The organism is Arenibacter catalasegens (assembly GCF_002909235.1).
In the GTDB taxonomy this organism is placed as follows: Bacteria; Bacteroidota; Bacteroidia; order Flavobacteriales; family Flavobacteriaceae; genus Arenibacter; species Arenibacter catalasegens.
Genome location: NZ_PHQQ01000021.1, coordinates 29,854 through 47,128 on the forward strand (window position 1 = coordinate 29,854; position 17,275 = coordinate 47,128).

Sequence of the window (17,275 nt, forward strand, 5' to 3'; positions counted from 1 at the left end):
GTTTAAGGAATATGAATTTTAACTTTAATAACCACCGATTTGGAAGTGGGGGTATTGCTTTGGTCGGCAGTACTATTTAAAGGAACCAGAACATTGGCCTCTGGAAAGTAGGTTGCACAGCATTGTTGAGGGATATCGTATGGTAGAACAATAAATTTTTGCGCGACCCTTTCCGTATTGTCGTGATAATTAAAAAGGTCTACCAAATCCCTTTCTTTAAGTTGTTGTGCTGCTATATCCTTGGTATTCATTAGTATAATCCTTCTTTCATTAAAAATGCCTCTATAGCGATCATTTAGTCCGTAGATAGTGGTGTTAAACTGATCATGGCTTCGTATGGTCATCATTAAAAGTTCATCTGCTTGTAAAATAACGGCATCGCTATTGGAAATACTGAAATTGGCCTTCCCCGTTGAGGTATTATAGGAATTGTCACGTGGCCCATTCGGTAAATAAAAGCCTGAAGGCTGTCTTACTCTTTGGTTATAGTTGTTAAATCCTGGAATACAAGCTTCAATACTGTCCCTGATGTGGTCATAATGCTGCAGGTATTTTTCCCAATCCACTTTTGAATTTTCCAGGGTGGCCATGGCCAAATCACAAACAATGGAAGGCTCGCTCAGCAATTGGGAGGATATGGGCTTAAGGCTTCCTTTAGAGCTATGAACAACTCCCATGGAATTTTCAACACTTACAAATTGTAATTCCCCCTTAATAAGATCTTTGTCGGTCCTTCCCAAACAGGGCAGGATGATCGCTTCCTTGCCATGGATAAGGTGGCTACGGTTGAGTTTGGTGGATACCTGAACGGTAAGATCACATTTTTGAAGCGCTTTTGCCGTATATGACGTATCCGGGGTGGCCGATAGAAAATTACCTCCCATGGCAAAAAAGACCCTTGCTTTTCCCGAATGCATGGCTTTAATACTATCTACAGTATCAAACCCATGTTTGCGAGGTGGATTGAATCCAAATACTTTTTCCAAGTTGTCCAATAATGATTTTGGAGGCTGTTCGTAGATCCCCATGGTTCGGTCTCCCTGTACATTGCTGTGGCCACGAACAGGGCAGGTGCCGGCACCGGGTTTTCCGATGCTTCCCTTTAAAAGTAAAAGATTGACAATTTCTTTTATAGTATTTACGGAATTCTTGTGCTGGGTAAGTCCCATGGCCCAGCAAGCAATAATTTTATTTTTTCTGCCCAAGATGTTGGCAACAGTTTGTATCTTTTCGAGTGGTATTCCACATTCGGCTACAAGCACATTTAAATCTAGTGTTCTTATATGGGCTAGGTAATCTTTAAATCCTAGTGTTTTTTCTTCTATAAAGGAAAGATCAAAAACACTACATGGAAGCTGATCTTCATTTGCCAACATAAGTTTTACCATGGCTTGAAGGAGTGCCATATCCCCATTTATCTTTACTTGCAGATATAGATCGGTTATTTTGGACTTTATCCCCAAGGCCCCCTTCAATTCTTGCGGGTTGCTGAAATTTAAAAGGCCTGTCTCAATAATGGGGTTTATTGAAATAATTGTGGCACCATTATCTTTGGCCTTTTTTAGGGCACTTAGCATTCTTGGATGATTGGTGCCAGGATTCTGGCCCAATATCAGGATGACCTCCGTATTGTAGAAATCTTCTAGTTTTACAGACCCTTTGCCTATTCCAAGGGTATCTGTTAGAGCCACACCACTGCTCTCATGACACATATTACTGCAATCCGGCATATTATTGGTGCCATACTCCCTTACAAAAAGTTGATAAAGAAAGGCGGCCTCGTTACTGGTTCTGCCCGAGGTGTAAAATATAGCCTCATCAGGGTTATTTAAAGCATTGAGATGCTCTGCTATTTTATGAAAAGCGCCTTCCCATGTTATTTCTTGATAAAAGTCGGATCCTTTAGGTAGGTACATAGGTTGTGCGAGCCTCCCTTTTTTGCCTATTTCGTAGTCGGAAAGCATAGATAATTGTGAGACACTATTTTTTTTAAAAAAATTGGCATCCAATTTTTTGGTGGTGGCTTCCTCGGCAATGGCCTTGGCACCATTTTCACAATATTCCGCTATAGTGCTTCGCTCATCATCTGGGTCTGGCCAAGCGCAGCCAGGACAGTCGATTCCACCTTTTTGGTTGAGGTTGGCAAGCGCTTTTAATCCCCTTCCCAGTCCCATTTCGCCAAAAATATGTTTGGCTGAAGAAATAACTGCAGGAATCCCTGCAGCCACTTTTTTAGGTTCTGTGGTTTTTAGACCGGTTAATTTGGCTGGGGACGTTGGGCTTGGGCCTAATTTTTCAGGGTTTTTCGCCATTATTTTTTGCTTGTTGCCGCGGGGTTAGGGTAATTGTCCGTTTGGTCTTCAATGCGTTCATCCAAACAAACAAAATCTTTTTCCAAAAGTAGGTGTAATGTATGTCCATTGTCCATGATCATATCATTCGCATATCCTACAAGATTGCTATCTGCCCATTTCTTACTTTCAACTTTGGGTAGAAATAGGGTTATAGTGTTTTTTTGGAATTCCGCTTGCAGGCCGGTGATACCCTCCTTGGCCATTACACAATAACCAAAGTTTAATCCGTTAAATCTTGTGTGCTCCTCAAAGAAGCCTTTTTCCTGTAGCACGCTAACTTCGGAACGGGTGAGCCTGTAGCGAATAGAATTACCTTGTATCCTTATCTTCATTCAAACCAAATTTTATATCTGAGTATATAAAGTTATGGATTACACGATCAGCCTCAAAGTTTAGTTTCTATATTTTAATTCGATTTGCTCCAGTGTAGATATTGTAACGGGTTTTATTTAAAAAGCCTATTAAGGTAATATCGTGTTCCACTGCCATTTCTATAGCCAAGCTAGATGGCGCTCCTACCGCCATAATAAAGTGAATTCCGGCCATGGCCGCCTTTTGAATCAACTCGAAGCTGGCACGACCGCTTAGAAATAATAAATACTGGTTTAAGGGTAATTGTCCTTGTTGAAGACTATGTCCAATGAGTTTATCCAAGGCATTATGTCTACCTACGTCTTCCCGTACATTAATTAGTTGGCCTTGAGTATTGAATAGGGCAGCTGCATGTATTCCTCCGGTGTAATTAAAAATATTCTGTTGCTGCTGTAGTATCCCGGGAAAGGTTTTGATGAGATTTTTTTCAATTCTAAAATCCGATGGGGAAGGGGGGAGGCGACATACTGTTTTTATAGCATCAATACTGGTTTTGCCGCAAACACCACAGCTACTGCTGGTGTAAAAATGTCTTTCTAGTTTGCTGAGATCTACTTCTTCCGAATTATTTAGTTGGACATTAACACTATTTTGATTAATAATAACCTCTGTAATTTGATGGGGCGCTTTAATAATTCCCTCAGTAAAAAGAAATCCTAAGGCAAGATCTCGATCATGGCCGGGGGTCCTCATCGTGATGGAAATATTTTTATTGGTAATAGGTGAAACCTTAATTAAAACACTGATACTAATTTCCAAGGGTTCTTCAACTGCAATGGCATCTGTATATTCCTCAAAGTCGTCTCCCTGTATTTTAATGATTTTTTTAGAGACTATAGATCTGCTTTTTTCCTGAATCATAAATATGTGTTTATACCTTGATAGAAACTCCTTCGGAAACATTTTGCTTTCCGTCGTCAAAATAAAAGTCGATACGGCCTAAATTAACACCAAAGCAACCTACTTGGTTAACCAACATTTGTTGGTCCTTTCTATTGTTTGTTATTGTTGGCCGATCTAAAAATGTATGCGTATGGCCGCCAATAATTAGATCAATATTCTCTGTGCTGGCCGCCAATTTTAGGTCGTCCGGTTTTTGTGGATTTTGATATTGATATCCTAAATGGGAAAGGCAAATAATTAAATCACACTGCTCTTCTTCCTTTAATGTAAGGCTTATTTCTTGGGCTATTTCTATAGGGTCTAGGTATACGGTTTCTTGATATAACTTTTTAGTCACTAAACCGACAAGTTCTATTCCCAATCCAAAAACTCCAATTTTCACACCATCTACAAGATAAGTCTTATAGGGCTTTACATGCCCTTCCATTAGGGTATTGGTAAAATCATAATTGGCGGATAGAAAATCGAAACTAGCGTGGGGAAGTTGTGAATAAAGTCCTTGGATGCCATTGTCAAAATCGTGATTACCAATGGTAGCGGCGTCATATTTTAAAAGGCTCATTAGTTTAAATTCTAATTCGCCCCCATAAAAATTGAAGTAGGGTGTACCCTGAAAAATATCGCCGGCATCGAACAAAAGTGTATTTGGATTTTCCTTTCTTATTTCGTCGACCAAAGTAGCCCTTCTTGCCAGGCCGCCCAAGTTGGGATAGGTTGAATGGGTTTTTGGAAAAGGGTCTATGTGGCTATGGACATCGTTCGTGTGTAAGATGGTAATATGTTTGCTGGAAGAATTATGGCAAGAATTCAGACTTAGGCCGCCTAAGCCAATAAATGTAGAGGAGGCAGTTGTTTGTGATATAAATTTTCTACGATCCATCATTAATCAATTTTTATAAATCGGTTATCTTCATACGCGTTAATAGTGTCCATTTTCTTAAAATAATCGATCATGGTGTTTCTAATCAAGTAATCCGAATCGGTCAAGGAGATATAATCTTTTAGAAAATCCATACTATCGCCACCTGTTACCAAATAATCCGATGTAGCAACAAAATAGGTCCTATTCTCGTCAAAAGGTTCGCCTTGAATGTTAACCGCTTGTAAACTTTTATTTTTATCAGTGATTATTTGAATCCCTGCAATAGGGTGGGCAACGGTAGACTTTATAAGGAACGATACCATAGCCCTAATTGCTTTGCCATCCAATTCGGCTATAACCACCGAATTTTCAAATGGCATTACTTCATAAGCAGTACGTTCTGTAATGTTACCTGCTGAAATTACAGATCGTATACTTCCAAAATTAAGCAGTACAAGATCTATTTTATTACCAGTCCTTGTGGTAAAAACAGGGTCTACTTCATGCATAACTATATCTGCCATTAAATTGCCCGCCGGAGTATTCAGTGTGCCGTCCGTTTTGGATATGGCCCTTGGGGCAAAGGCTAGGATGCTATCCAATACCTGGTTGATCCTGTTATGATAGGGGGAAATAATGTTTTCAATAGAATCTTTTGGAGTAGCGGCGTAATTGACCTGAATCCTTTGTCCTTCTATGTTTCTTAGTTTGGGAACCGTATCATTACAGGCCAGGAAGATCACACATGTTACAATTATAACAAAATGTTTGTTTTTTAAATCCATATACTTCTTACCTTCGTGTAAATATTGCGTTGATAATATTTACATTTACATTCTTGATAATGTAAAAATACATGTTTTTAAAAGCGCTTAAGGAAAAAATTAAATTTAGGGTCGGTAATAGGTTTTTACAGCGGGGATTGAATGCGCCATCACAGCTGGTAAATCGGGAAAAAGGTATAAGTTCTGTAGGTTGTATTGTGGATTTGGACGCATTTGAAAATACGAATGCCTTTTATGAGTTCGTGGATGAATTTTCTTTAAGGCCCAATTCGGTAAAAATAATTGGTTACAAGAAATTTTACGATAAAAACTCTCCATATTCCACACCGGTTTTTTCCGATAAGGATTTGGGATGGAAAGCAAATATTGAAAACAGCTATGCCTTGGAATTTTTAAACAGGGAATATGATTTATTGGTAAATTATTATACAGATGAAAAATTATTATTACAATTAATGACGTTAAAGACCAAAGCAAGGTTAAAGGTAGGCTTTGGTAATGTAGATAAAAATTTAAATGATTTGATATTGAATACCCCCATTAAGGATTTCCAAACATTCAAAAAGGAGTTACGGAAATACTTAAGGGTTTTAAATGAGATTAAATAATGGAACAGTTAGTTGGTACAGGTGTTGCCTTGGTCACTCCTTTTAAGGAAGATTTTTCTATAGATACGATGGCATTGACGGAAATCGTAAACTATTGCGTGGATGGTGGAATAGATTACTTAGTTGTTCTAGGGACTACTGGTGAATCTGTTGTATTATCGAAAAAAGAAAAACAACAGGTTATACAAACCATTGTTATGGCCAACGCAGGAAGGCTTCCGTTGGTTTTAGGTGTTGGAGGTAATAATACTGCCGCCGTGGTGGAAGAGGTTCAGGAAACCGATCTAAGCGATTTTGTGGCAATTTTATCGGTCTCGCCTTATTATAATAGACCAACCCAAGAGGGTATTTATCAACATTTTAAAGCTATTTCCTTGGTATCGCCCAAGCCAATAATATTGTACAATGTGCCCGGAAGGACAGGGAGTAATATGTTGCCTGAAACGGTTTTGAGATTGGCCAATGATTTCAATAATATTATTGGGATAAAAGAGGCTTGTGGTGATATGGTGCAAATAATGCGTACCATAAAGGACAAACCTGCTGATTTTATGGTGATTTCTGGAGATGATTTTACGGCTCTGTCCACAGTGTTGGCCGGTGGTTCCGGAGTTATATCCGTGATTGGACAAGGTGTGCCAACAGAATTCTCCCAAATGATACGCCTTGGACTGGCAGGGAAGGTCAAGGAAGCCTTTACCTTACATTATGCTCTACAGGATGGTATGGATTTAATTTTCAAAGAAGGAAATCCTGCAGGCATAAAAGCACTTATGGAAACTGTTGGTTTGTGTACTGCTGTAGTCAGGTTGCCGTTGGTTGAGGCTACCACAACTCTAAAAAAGACCATTAAAATTTTTTTAAACACCTTGCTTAAGACGGTTGCATAGCAATATTCGGCCGACTTACTTTAAGATTCTTTGCCCACAAAGTTAAAACTTGCATAAAAATGTTGCCGTTGGTAAATAGGCAGGCTATTTTAGCAAGTGAAAAATGTTTTTTATATCCGTTTAGAATCCTTAATTTTGCAAAATGTTTTTAAAAATGAAGCGTATATTTTCCTTTTTATTATTGGTTACCATTCTTAGCTCTTGTAGCGAGTACCAAAAGGTGCTTAAAAATGAAGATGTTAAGGCCAAGTATGATTTGGCCGAAAAATTTTATGATGCCGGTGATTTTAAAAGGGCAAACCGTTTATTGGAGCAGATTGCGCCCAAGTATATAGGTAAGCCACAAGGTGAGCGTGTTATGTTCTTTCTTGCTGATTCTTATTATCAGACCAAGGACTATAACATGGCGGGTTATCAATTTGAAAGGTTTCTAAAGTCGTACGCTAAAAGTGATAAGGCTGCTGAAGCAGGATTTTACGGTGCAAAAAGTTACTATAAGCTATCGCCTAAATATTCTTTGGATCAAACAGATACGGACAAGGCCTTAATAAAATTGCAAAACTTCATTAATGCATACCCAGAGTCGGAATATTTGGTAGAGGCCAATATTATGGCAAAGGAATTGACGACAAAGAAGGAACGTAAATCTTATGAGATTGCAAAGCAATTCAATACCATCGGAGAATTTGATTACACTTTTTTAACTCCAGCAGTTACCGCTTTTGATAACTTTGTGTCTGATAATCCTGGCTCTGTTTATAGAGAAGATGCCCTTTATTATAAGTTTGATGCGACTACGCATTTGGCGCTGAATAGTTACGATTTTCTTAAAAAAGAACGTTTGAACGATGCTAAAGCCGCATATTTGGCTTTTACGAAATATTTTCCTGAGTCCAAGTATCTTAAGGATGCCAACAAGACTTTGGAAAAAGTTGAAAAAGAATTAGAAGTTTATTCCAAATAAAAATACCTTTTTGATATGAATATGAACGATTTAAAAAATTCGAAAGCTCCTGTTTCCACGGTAACTATCAATAAAAATGATTTTGATGCCAAGACTGGGAATATCTACGAGGCTATTTCTATAACTGCCAAAAGAGCTGTTCAGATAAATTCTGAAATTAAAAAAGAGCTTTTGGAGAAGTTAGAGGAGTTTGCAACCTATAGTGATAGTTTGGAGGAGGTTTTTGAAAACAAAGAACAGATCGAGGTTTCTAAATTCTACGAAAAATTGCCTAAACCTCACGCATTGGCGGTAAAGGAATGGTTAGATGATAAAATTTATCACAGGAATACAGAGAAAGACGCTTAAAGGATGTTGAGCGGTAAGAATATACTTTTAGGCATTTCTGGGGGTATAGCTGCTTATAAAACTACCTTTTTGGTTCGTTTACTTATAAAAGCTGGCGCTAACGTTAAAGTTATTTTAACGGATAGCGCTAGCTCTTTTGTTACCCCCTTAACCTTAGCTACCCTTTCTAAGAATGCGGTGCTTTCTTCATTTATAGATGAGGAAAACGGAAGCGTTTCATGGAACAACCATGTAAAATTGGGACTTTGGGCGGACATTGTTCTAATTGCGCCCGCCACGGCCAATACCCTGTCGAAAATGGCGAATGGGACTTGCGATAATTTATTGATGGCAGCCTACCTATCTGCTAAATGTCCAGTTTATTTTGCTCCTGCAATGGATCTGGATATGTTTGGACATCCTTCTACTAAAGCAACTTTTAAAAAGCTCTTATCCTTTGGGAATACAATGATTCCGGCTACTTCGGGCGAGTTGGCCAGTGGATTGATAGGAGAGGGCCGTATGGCCGAACCTGAGGATATTGTCGATTTTTTGAATGATCACCTTAGGAAGGGACTGCCGTTGAGCGGTAAAAAAATATTGATTACGGCCGGGCCCACCTATGAGGCCATTGACCCGGTAAGGTTTATAGGGAATCACTCTACAGGATTAATGGGGTACGAATTGGCAAGAAATGCGGCTAAACTTGGGGCTATGGTATATTTGGTTTCAGGGCCTTCGCATCTAACGGTTCAGCATTCGAATATTCACCTTATTAAAGTAACTTCAGCGGATGAAATGTATACAGAAACCATTGCCCTGTACAAGGACATGGACGTGGTTATTTGTGCTGCAGCAGTAGCGGATTACAAACCAAAAACTGTGGCTGAACAGAAAATAAAGAAATCTTCTGAAGAGTTTAGTATTACCTTGGTGAAAAACAAGGATATCCTATATTCCTTGGGGGAAATGAAGAAGGAGCAGTTTTTGGTGGGATTTGCCCTGGAAACGGAAAATGAAGTTGAAAATGCCATTGGAAAATTAAAAAGGAAAAATTTGGACGCCATTGTGTTAAATTCCCTGAACGATAAAGGGGCTGGTTTTGGCAAGCTCACCAATAAAGTATCGTTTATAGATAAGAATTTGGATATTAAAACGTTTGAGTTAAAAACCAAGGCAGAGGTAGCCTCGGATATTTTAAATGAAATCACCAATAGGATCCATGCGTAATCTACTTTTTGTCATAATTTGTTTTATAGCTTCCTTCTCGGTAGGGGCCCAGGAATTAAATTGTGTTGTTACCATAAATTCGGATCAGGTTGGGCAGACCAATCAGCAAATATTTAAGACATTGGAGCGTTCCTTGAACGATTTTGTCAATAAAAATAGATGGTCCAATAGGGTTTACAAGGAAAATGAACGCGTGAATGCCCAAATGTTTATTACTATTACCGAGTATGAATCCAATAGGTTTAAGGGGAATATTCAGATCCAATCTTCAAGACCGGTTTTTAATACTTCCTATACAAGTCCAATTTTTAATTATAAGGACAATCAATTGAGCTTTAACTACATTGAGTTTCAACCTTTGGTTTTCAATGAAAACAACATAGAATCCAATTTGGTAGGAGTAGTATCCTTTTATACTTATCTTATTTTAGGCTTGGATGCCGATACCTTTTCTTTAGAAGGTGGAAGTGACTTTTATAAAAAAGCGCAGCAGATTGTTACTTTGTCCCAAAGTGCCGGGTTTTCTGGATGGGCACAGACATCAGGCGACAGAAGTAGGTTCGAGTTGGTGGACAATCTTATGTCCAACTCTTATAGGGAATATAGAATAGCCATGTACAATTACCATAGAAAAGGATTGGATGTATTGGCAGATAATAATAGTACGGGAAAACAAGTGGTAGCTGGCACCATGCGCCTGTTCGAAACTATGATAGGTAGACATCCCAATGCTTTTTTGATTCAAACTTTTTTTGATGCCAAGGCGGAGGAGATCCAAAATGTATTTTCCGATGGTCCTAAAGTGGATATTGTGCAGCTAAAGCAGACATTGAATAAAATTGCACCTCTCTATTCTTCCACTTGGAATGAAATAAAATTCTAGGCAGGTATCTCAAATATTTTTTTTATTGCATCATAAGTTATTAGAAATTGGTGTTAGGAAATTTTTTATCCTACATTTTTTTCCAAAGCAATATAAATTATCTTTACGGTAATATTAGAACATATACATTGCTGACAAATCTCTCCATTAAAAATTACGCATTAATAGACCATTTAAACGTTAAGTTTACCAATGGTTTTACAGTAATAACCGGTGAAACCGGTGCCGGTAAATCCATTTTATTGGGTGGATTATCCTTGGTACTGGGGAAAAGGGCAGATCTCTCCTCACTAAGAGAAAAGGATGATAAATGTATAGTGGAGGCAGAATTCGAAATTTCCAAATATGGTTTGGAAGCCTTTTTTGATGACAACGATCTGGATTACGAGAATAGGACCATAATTAGAAGGGAGATTTTACCAAGCGGTAAATCTAGGGCCTTTATCAATGATTCTCCTGTAACCTTGGACATCCTTTCCAAATTGGGGGATCAATTGATAGACGTGCACTCACAGCATCAAACTTTACGCCTTGCCGATAATGATTTTCAGCTAAAAGTGATAGATGCTTTGGCAGACAATGGAAAAGGGATTAAAGAGTACCTATCCAAGTTGTTGAAGTATCAGTCTACATTAAAGGATTTGCAAATTCTGCAAGAGTTTCAGAATAGTGCCACCAAGGAGCAAGAGTATAATAGTTTTTTGTTACAGGAATTAAATTCGGCCCCCTTGAAAGAGGGAATATTGGAAGAGTTGGAGGAGCAATACGAACAGCTCAACAACGTGGAAATTATCTTGGAGCAATTGTCCCATGGTCAACAATTGCTAAATGACGAGCAGATCGGGGTGGTGAACCTTCTTACTGAATTGAAACAGGTATCCAGTAAATTAGCAAGTTTTGGCCAGCAATATTCTGGTATAAATGAGCGTATAAAATCGGTTTTTATTGAGTTGGATGATGTCTCCAATGAACTTAACTTGCTGGCTGAAAATGTTGAGGCCGATCCGCAAATGTTGGAGGAGGTAAATACAAAATTGAAATTGCTATATGACCTTCAAAAGAAACATAAGGCACAGAGCATAACCGAGTTGTTGGAGATTAGGAATAAGCTGGACGAAAAGGTAAGTGCTACAGAGAATGTGGCCGTGGATATAGACCGTAAAAAGAAAGAGCTACAGCTTTTGGAGGTTACTTTAAATACTGAAGCTTCCAATATAAGTAAGAAAAGAAAGGCGGTTATTCCAAATTTGAAAAAACAATTGGAAGATACCTTGATCGACTTGGGCATGGCGAGTGCTACTTTTAAAATAGAAATCGACCCTTCAAAAGAATTCAAGCCAACTGGTAAGGATGATCTAACCTTTCTATTTTCTGCAAATAAGGGATCTGCTTACGGTGATCTTAAAAAAGTCGCCTCGGGAGGCGAGCTGTCTAGGATTATGTTGACCATTAAGGCTATTTTGGCAAAATATGAACAACTGCCAACCATGATGTTCGATGAAATAGATACCGGAGTTTCTGGGGAAATCTCTAATAAGATGGGAGACATTATGCAGGCTATGAGTAATACGATGCAAATATTTTCGATTACCCATCTACCACAAGTGGCGGCCAAAGGAGTGCATCATTTTAAAGTTTATAAAGAGGAGGAATTGATGGGGACCAACACTAAAATGAAAAAACTTTCTGCGGAAGAGCGAATTGTAGAGCTGGCCGAAATGTTGGGGGGCAAAACCTTGTCAGATTCAGCTTTGGCCCATGCTAGGCAGTTGTTGGATTAAAATGGTTCTGTACGATATATGCTGATCTACCAGCCTTTATATAGCTAACATTTTCTGCATATGGGGTAATGCTATCTGCCCGTTAATTTTTAATATCTTTGACGATCTAAAATTCACTAAGAAAATAGACTATGTCGTTTAATTTATTAAAAGGAAAGAAGGGAATTATTTTTGGGGCATTGGATGCTAATTCAATTGCTTGGAAAACTGCTGAAACTATACATGCCGAAGGGGGCACCTTCGTGCTTACCAATGCACCTATAGCCATGCGCATGGGACAAATAGATGAGCTTGCCAAAAAAACAGGTTCGGAAATTGTCCCTGCCGATGCCACTAGCGAAGAAGATCTGGATAATCTAGTAACAAAATCCATGGAGATTTTGGGAGGCAAAATAGATTTTGTACTTCATGCCATAGGAATGTCTGTCAACGTGCGTAAAGGCAGGGCGTATGTGGATGAGAAATACGAATTTACTACAAAAGGTTGGGATGTTTCTGCCCTTTCCTTTCACAAAGTAATGCAGAGCCTTTACAAGGCGGACGCTATGAAGGAATGGGGAAGTATTGTAGCTTTGACCTATATGGCGGCCCAACGTACCTTTCCTGATTATAATGATATGGCGGACAATAAGGCCTATTTGGAATCGGTGGCCCGTAGTTTTGGATACTTTTTTGGTAAAGAGAAGAAGGTAAGGGTAAACACTATTTCCCAATCCCCAACACCTACTACGGCGGGACAAGGAGTTAAAGGTTTTAATAACTTTATTTCTTATGCGGATAAGATGTCGCCTTTAGGAAATGCAACTGCACAAGATTGTGCAGATTATACCGTTACCCTGTTTTCGGATCTGACCAAAAAGGTTACAATGCAAAATTTATTTCATGATGGTGGTTTTTCCAATACAGGAGTTAGTCAGGAGGTAATAGATAGGTTTTCGGAATAATACTTTAGCGCTGAAAGGAATCCTTTAAAACGGATAATACGCTATTAAAAAAAGGTGGACGTCTTGGGTCTGCACAATTAAAATTTAAATGAGGTAATTGCTGCAACGTAATACACCAACCTATACGATTGTTCTACCTCCTTATTTTATAAGTAACGATAATGAATTTATTCTTTTCTTTTATAGTACCTGTTTATAACAGACCCAATGAGATAAATGAATTACTGGAAAGCCTTTCCTTACTGGACTACGACAAAGCTTTTGAGGTAGTTATTGTGGAAGATGGCTCTACGGAAAGTTCTGAGGGTATTGTGGAAAAGTATAAAGACAAACTAGCTATAACTTATTTAAAGAAACACAATTCTGGTCCAGGGGATTCCCGTAATTATGGAATGAACCGAGCAAAGGGCAATTATTTTATAGTGTTGGATTCCGATTGTATAATTCCATCGCAGTATTTATCCGTAGTGGAAGAATCTCTGACCAATAATTATGTGGATTGTTATGGTGGACCTGATGCAGCACATCATACATTCACCAATGTACAAAAGGCTATTAACTATGCCATGACCTCCGTACTTACTACCGGTGGAATAAGAGGAAATAAGGCGGCTGTAGGTAAATTTCAACCAAGGAGTTTTAATATGGGTATTTCAAAGCTTGCTTTTGGGAAAACTCAGGGGTATGGGAATATTCATCCCGGAGAAGACCCGGACCTTACTTTTAGGATATGGGAGGCCGGATTTGTAACAAAATTAATTGAAGATGCCTATGTTTACCATAAAAGAAGGATAGATTGGAATAAATTTTATATACAGGTCAATAAATTTGGAATGGTACGGCCTATTTTAAATCAATGGCATCCTGGCCAATCAAAAATCACTTATTGGTTTCCCACTTTATTCTGCCTGGGATTTATTGTGGCCATTGTTTTGTTGGCACTAGGGGTTTTTTGGCCGATAACTGTTTATATTCTTTATTTTGTTTTACTTTTTGTACATTCTTTAATGGTCAACAAAAATTTTAAGGTCGCTTTACTGTCCTTAGTTGCGGTGGTAATCCAATTTGTGGGATATGGCTTTGGATTTTTGAAAAATTCAACGCTATTGGCCCTAAGTAATAAGACGGCAGAGGAGTTATTTCCAAAGCTTTTCTTTAAAACGATGTAGAATTGATAGAAAAAATAAAAAACGGACTCAATAAAAGAAAGGTTAAGCTGTTTCTAGTCTTACTTTTATGTTCAAGCCTCGCTTGGTTTATAAGTAATTTGGGAGAGCAATATACCAATAATGGCACCTTTGATATTTATTATGGCAGCACTCCTGATAGCTTATTGCTCAACAGTGTCTCAAAAAGGAACATTAAGGTAAGGCTTAGGGCAAGTGGCTTTCAATTCTTAATGTTCGGTTTTAAAAACAAATCAGTGGCTGTAGACTTGTCAGAACTGGAAAACAGAGGGTCTAAGTTTTTTGTTTCCCCAATAGCCTATAGAAGTCAAATAGAAAATCAACTTTCTAAATTTATCACCGTGTTGGACATGGATAGGGATACCTTGTTTTTTGATTTTCAAAGACTTTATAAAAAGAAGGTTCCCGTGATAGCTAATGTTACTATTGATTTGGAACAAAATTATTTAATGGACAAAGGTTATATCTTAATGCCCGACTCCATTACGGTAATAGGACCTAAAAAGGAAATAGATACTTTAAAGGGGATATCTACCCAGGCCATGATTCTGTCACATACGGCAAGTGATGTGTCCAAGGAATTAAAATTAAGCCTTCCCTCTAACCTAAAGAACACCAAATACTCCAATAGGAGCGTTACCTTATCGGCCAAAATATTTAGATTTTCCGAAAAGATTTTCAAGGTTCCCGTTGAGGTGGTCAATGTACCTGAGGGTGTCGAGATAAGAACATTTCCAGAAATGGCTTCTGTACTGTGTAGGGGTGGATTGAATGTAATAAAGGAATTGACAGTTTCGGATTTTGTAGTGGCAGCCGATTACTTGAGTCTAAGGGATAAAAGTGAAAATATTTTGGAGTTGAAATTGGTAAAAAAGCCGAACACACCCAATCTGGTTCAATTAAAGGAGGATAAGGTAGAATTTATACTAAAGAGGCAGCAATGATGATCGTAGGGTTGACCGGGGGTATAGGTAGTGGAAAATCTACGGTCGGGGCAATGTTCCGAAAATTGGGCGTACCAGTATATAATTCCGATGTTGAGGCAAAAAAATTAATGTCCCGTTCAAAAAAGATAAAAAAAGACATTGAAGCCTTGTTGGGAAAGCAGAGTTATTTGGAAGGGGAGCTGAACAGGGAATATATAGCGAAATCAGTGTTCAAGGATAACCATTTATTACAGGCCTTGAACGGCATTGTGCATCCCGCTGTAAGACGTCATTTTGTTAGTTGGTCCAAACAACAGAAAGCACCTTATGTAATACAGGAAGCAGCCATCATCTTTGAAAATGGAAACAACGAATTTTATGATAAGATTGTTTTGGTCACCACCCCGTCCGAAATTAGAATACAAAGGGTTGTTGATAGGGATGGGATTGCCCCTGCGAAGGTGAAGGAACGCATAAGTAATCAATGGCCAGATAGTAAAAAGGAAAAGCTTGCAGATTTCATAATTGAAAACATCAATCTTGAAAATACGGAAGAAAAAGTTTCCCAGATTCACTATAAACTACTTAAAATAAGTGCTTAAGAGCATAATTTTAACATTTTTGTTAAGGTTAGGTTAAACGTACAATCCGCTAAATGTTAAATTTATAATTTTGTTAATAAATGAATAAGAGGTTATTTGGTCTTTTGGTAGTCTTAATGAGCCTTTCCCTAATTGGAATCATCTTTGTTCAGAGCTATTGGATAAATAAGTCAGTAGAGGATAAGGAGGAACAATTTTCAAATAGCGTCAACCAAATTTTAAGTAGGGTTGTCGAGAATATTGAAAAACGGGAAGTGCAAGATTACCTTAACGAATTTTACAAGTTAAAGGATAGTATAGGAAAGCCAAAGGCAACCCATCTTAAGAATTTCTTTTTTTTTGATCGCGATATCAATTCCAATGAAATACGGTTTTATACCCATGGTATTTTGGAGGAGGATTACAATATGGCATCTACGTTCTTTGATATAGGCTTGGACACAACAACCTTTAGAAATATTACGAGTACTAGAAAAACCGAAATTTACAAAGAAGATTTTGGTCTGGATGGTAGGCAATATTCCTTGACACCGGTCCAAAAGCTCGAGAAAATCGGTGGGCTTTCATCTATTGATAAAGCTGCATTGGATGATGTATTTAGGGAACAAGCGAAATCTAGGTCTATTCACAAACGAGTATCCAAACAGGAGATAGAATTGTTCCTTAGTAGGGAACTTGAGAATAGGGGAATAGATATAGACTACGAATACGGAGTTTATAGCAAAGGACTGCCAACAAAAGTGAAATCTAAAAAATTTAAGTTTACACAAACAACACTTTACAAGGCACCATTATTTAAGGATAGTGAAGGGAATACCAATTTTTCCCTCTTGCTCACCTTTCCCAAAAAGAAAAGGTTCCTAATTCAGTCCATTCTCGGAATGGCAATATTGTCCTTAGCATTTACCTTGGTTATTGTAGTGGCGTATTCCAGTGCTATCTATCAGTTGATAAAACAAAAGCAGATTTCAGAGATAAAATCAGACTTTATCAATAATATGACGCATGAGTTTAAAACGCCAATAGCAACAATAAATTTAGCTGTTGAAGCTATAAAAAATCCAAAGATAATAGATGATAAGGAGAAGGTGTTGCGCTATTTACAAATGATCCGGGATGAAAACAAAAGAATGCATGCGCAGGTGGAAAATGTGCTGCGGATATCCAAGTTGGAAAAAAATCAGTTGGATATTAGTAAGGATAGGGCAGATGTGCACGACATAATTGAAGATGCTATTACCCATGTTGAGCTTATTGTTGCGGATAGGGGAGGATATATTAAGCCCCATTTGAAGGCGGAACGCACTGAGGTATTGGCCAATGAGATGCATTTTACCAATGTAATTGTGAATATATTGGATAATGCGGTTAAATATTCGCCAGAAGTACCAAAGATTGATGTTTTTACTGAAGTGGTCGGTAATTCTATCATTGTGAAAATACAGGATCAAGGTGCGGGAATGAGCAAGGCAGTGCTAAAGAAGGTTTTTGAAAAGTTCTATAGGGAACATACAGGAGATATACACAATGTAAAGGGGCATGGTTTAGGGCTTTCTTACGTAAAAAAAATAGTTGATGATCACCAAGGTGAGGTTTATGCAGAAAGTGAAAAAGGTAAAGGAAGCACTTTCTATATAAAACTGCCTTTAATTTAAAA

General features: G+C 38.1%; 17 protein-coding genes. 12 read left to right on the plus strand and 5 right to left on the minus strand.

Annotated features, from left to right (window positions below):
- Positions 1–2: 2 nt before the first annotated feature.
- From CWD90_RS15635 to CWD90_RS15655, 5 genes are all read right to left on the minus strand, one after another.
- Positions 3–2,312 carry an FdhF/YdeP family oxidoreductase gene (locus tag CWD90_RS15635; protein ID WP_103477017.1) on the minus strand — a complete coding sequence of 770 codons (2,310 nt, stop codon included), beginning with the start codon at positions 2,310–2,312 and terminating at the stop codon, positions 3–5.
- Entirely contained in the window at positions 2,312–2,686 is a 375-nt protein-coding gene (locus CWD90_RS15640) for a DUF7009 family protein (RefSeq protein ID WP_103477018.1), read from the minus strand. The genes CWD90_RS15635 and CWD90_RS15640 overlap by 1 nt, the downstream gene beginning before the upstream one ends.
- A gap of 67 nt (positions 2,687–2,753) precedes the next feature.
- The gene (gene fdhD / locus CWD90_RS15645; RefSeq protein WP_103477079.1) at positions 2,754–3,587 is read right to left on the minus strand and encodes a formate dehydrogenase accessory sulfurtransferase FdhD; all 834 of its coding nucleotides are present in this window, start codon (positions 3,585–3,587) and stop codon (positions 2,754–2,756) included.
- A gap of 10 nt (positions 3,588–3,597) precedes the next feature.
- The gene (locus CWD90_RS15650; protein WP_103477080.1) at positions 3,598–4,509 is read right to left on the minus strand and encodes a bifunctional metallophosphatase/5'-nucleotidase; all 912 of its coding nucleotides are present in this window, start codon (positions 4,507–4,509) and stop codon (positions 3,598–3,600) included.
- 2 nt (positions 4,510–4,511) lie between these two features.
- Entirely contained in the window at positions 4,512–5,276 is a 765-nt protein-coding gene (locus tag CWD90_RS15655) for a 5'-nucleotidase C-terminal domain-containing protein (RefSeq protein ID WP_103477019.1), read from the minus strand.
- 71 nt (positions 5,277–5,347) lie between these two features.
- Between CWD90_RS15655 and CWD90_RS15660 the strand changes: the two genes are divergently transcribed.
- The 12 genes from CWD90_RS15660 to CWD90_RS15715 all read left to right on the plus strand — a co-directional run bounded on the left by CWD90_RS15660 (position 5,348) and on the right by CWD90_RS15715 (position 17,273).
- Positions 5,348–5,884, plus strand: a complete 537-nt coding sequence (locus CWD90_RS15660) for a DUF6913 domain-containing protein (RefSeq protein WP_103477020.1) — start codon at positions 5,348–5,350, stop codon at positions 5,882–5,884.
- A complete protein-coding gene (gene dapA, locus CWD90_RS15665; protein WP_103477021.1) occupies positions 5,884–6,774 on the plus strand; it encodes a 4-hydroxy-tetrahydrodipicolinate synthase in 891 nt (296 codons plus the stop codon). Before CWD90_RS15660 ends, dapA begins: the two co-directional genes overlap by 1 nt.
- A 154-nt stretch (positions 6,775–6,928) precedes the next feature.
- Positions 6,929–7,738 (plus strand): outer membrane protein assembly factor BamD, encoded by an 810-nt coding sequence (locus tag CWD90_RS15670; protein WP_239986539.1) that lies wholly within the window; start codon positions 6,929–6,931, stop codon positions 7,736–7,738.
- Positions 7,739–7,753: 15 nt separating this feature from the next.
- Positions 7,754–8,086 carry a DNA-directed RNA polymerase subunit omega gene (locus CWD90_RS15675; protein ID WP_072864859.1) on the plus strand — a complete coding sequence of 111 codons (333 nt, stop codon included), beginning with the start codon at positions 7,754–7,756 and terminating at the stop codon, positions 8,084–8,086.
- 3 nt (positions 8,087–8,089) lie between these two features.
- Entirely contained in the window at positions 8,090–9,295 is a 1,206-nt protein-coding gene (gene coaBC, locus CWD90_RS15680; protein WP_103477023.1) for a bifunctional phosphopantothenoylcysteine decarboxylase/phosphopantothenate--cysteine ligase CoaBC, read from the plus strand.
- The gene (porD, locus tag CWD90_RS15685) at positions 9,288–10,178 is read left to right on the plus strand and encodes a type IX secretion system protein PorD (RefSeq protein ID WP_103477024.1); all 891 of its coding nucleotides are present in this window, start codon (positions 9,288–9,290) and stop codon (positions 10,176–10,178) included. The genes coaBC and porD overlap by 8 nt, the downstream gene beginning before the upstream one ends.
- Positions 10,179–10,306: 128 nt before the next feature.
- The gene (recN, locus tag CWD90_RS15690) at positions 10,307–11,959 is read left to right on the plus strand and encodes a DNA repair protein RecN (RefSeq protein ID WP_103477081.1); all 1,653 of its coding nucleotides are present in this window, start codon (positions 10,307–10,309) and stop codon (positions 11,957–11,959) included.
- 131 nt (positions 11,960–12,090) lie between these two features.
- Positions 12,091–12,903 (plus strand): enoyl-ACP reductase FabI, encoded by an 813-nt coding sequence (locus CWD90_RS15695; RefSeq protein WP_103477025.1) that lies wholly within the window; start codon positions 12,091–12,093, stop codon positions 12,901–12,903.
- A gap of 161 nt (positions 12,904–13,064) precedes the next feature.
- Positions 13,065–14,072: a glycosyltransferase gene (locus tag CWD90_RS15700; protein ID WP_103477026.1), complete on the plus strand. Its 1,008-nt coding sequence runs from the start codon at positions 13,065–13,067 to the stop codon at positions 14,070–14,072.
- A gap of 2 nt (positions 14,073–14,074) precedes the next feature.
- Positions 14,075–15,034, plus strand: a complete 960-nt coding sequence (locus CWD90_RS15705; protein ID WP_103477027.1) for a CdaR family protein — start codon at positions 14,075–14,077, stop codon at positions 15,032–15,034.
- Entirely contained in the window at positions 15,031–15,618 is a 588-nt protein-coding gene (coaE, locus tag CWD90_RS15710; RefSeq protein ID WP_103477028.1) for a dephospho-CoA kinase, read from the plus strand. The genes CWD90_RS15705 and coaE overlap by 4 nt, the downstream gene beginning before the upstream one ends.
- 80 nt (positions 15,619–15,698) lie before the next feature.
- A complete protein-coding gene (locus CWD90_RS15715; RefSeq protein WP_103477029.1) occupies positions 15,699–17,273 on the plus strand; it encodes a sensor histidine kinase in 1,575 nt (524 codons plus the stop codon).
- Positions 17,274–17,275: the final 2 nt, after the last annotated feature.

Bases quoted from the DNA above. Each gene is read 5' to 3' on its own strand.
- CWD90_RS15635 (WP_103477017.1), bottom strand. From the start codon at position 2,312: ATGGCGAAAAACCCTGAAAAATTAGGCCCAAGCCCAACGTCCCCAGCC.
- CWD90_RS15640 (WP_103477018.1), bottom strand. From the start codon at position 2,686: ATGAAGATAAGGATACAAGGTAATTCTATTCGCTACAGGCTCACCCGT.
- fdhD (WP_103477079.1), bottom strand. From the start codon at position 3,587: ATGATTCAGGAAAAAAGCAGATCTATAGTCTCTAAAAAAATCATTAAA.
- CWD90_RS15650 (WP_103477080.1), bottom strand. From the start codon at position 4,509: ATGGATCGTAGAAAATTTATATCACAAACAACTGCCTCCTCTACATTT.
- CWD90_RS15655 (WP_103477019.1), bottom strand. From the start codon at position 5,276: ATGGATTTAAAAAACAAACATTTTGTTATAATTGTAACATGTGTGATC.
- CWD90_RS15660 (WP_103477020.1), top strand. From the start codon at position 5,348: ATGTTTTTAAAAGCGCTTAAGGAAAAAATTAAATTTAGGGTCGGTAAT.
- dapA (WP_103477021.1), top strand. From the start codon at position 5,884: ATGGAACAGTTAGTTGGTACAGGTGTTGCCTTGGTCACTCCTTTTAAG.
- CWD90_RS15670 (WP_239986539.1), top strand. From the start codon at position 6,929: ATGAAGCGTATATTTTCCTTTTTATTATTGGTTACCATTCTTAGCTCT.
- CWD90_RS15675 (WP_072864859.1), top strand. From the start codon at position 7,754: ATGAATATGAACGATTTAAAAAATTCGAAAGCTCCTGTTTCCACGGTA.
- coaBC (WP_103477023.1), top strand. From the start codon at position 8,090: ATGTTGAGCGGTAAGAATATACTTTTAGGCATTTCTGGGGGTATAGCT.
- porD (WP_103477024.1), top strand. From the start codon at position 9,288: ATGCGTAATCTACTTTTTGTCATAATTTGTTTTATAGCTTCCTTCTCG.
- CWD90_RS15695 (WP_103477025.1), top strand. From the start codon at position 12,091: ATGTCGTTTAATTTATTAAAAGGAAAGAAGGGAATTATTTTTGGGGCA.
- CWD90_RS15700 (WP_103477026.1), top strand. From the start codon at position 13,065: ATGAATTTATTCTTTTCTTTTATAGTACCTGTTTATAACAGACCCAAT.
- coaE (WP_103477028.1), top strand. From the start codon at position 15,031: ATGATGATCGTAGGGTTGACCGGGGGTATAGGTAGTGGAAAATCTACG.
- CWD90_RS15715 (WP_103477029.1), top strand. From the start codon at position 15,699: ATGAATAAGAGGTTATTTGGTCTTTTGGTAGTCTTAATGAGCCTTTCC.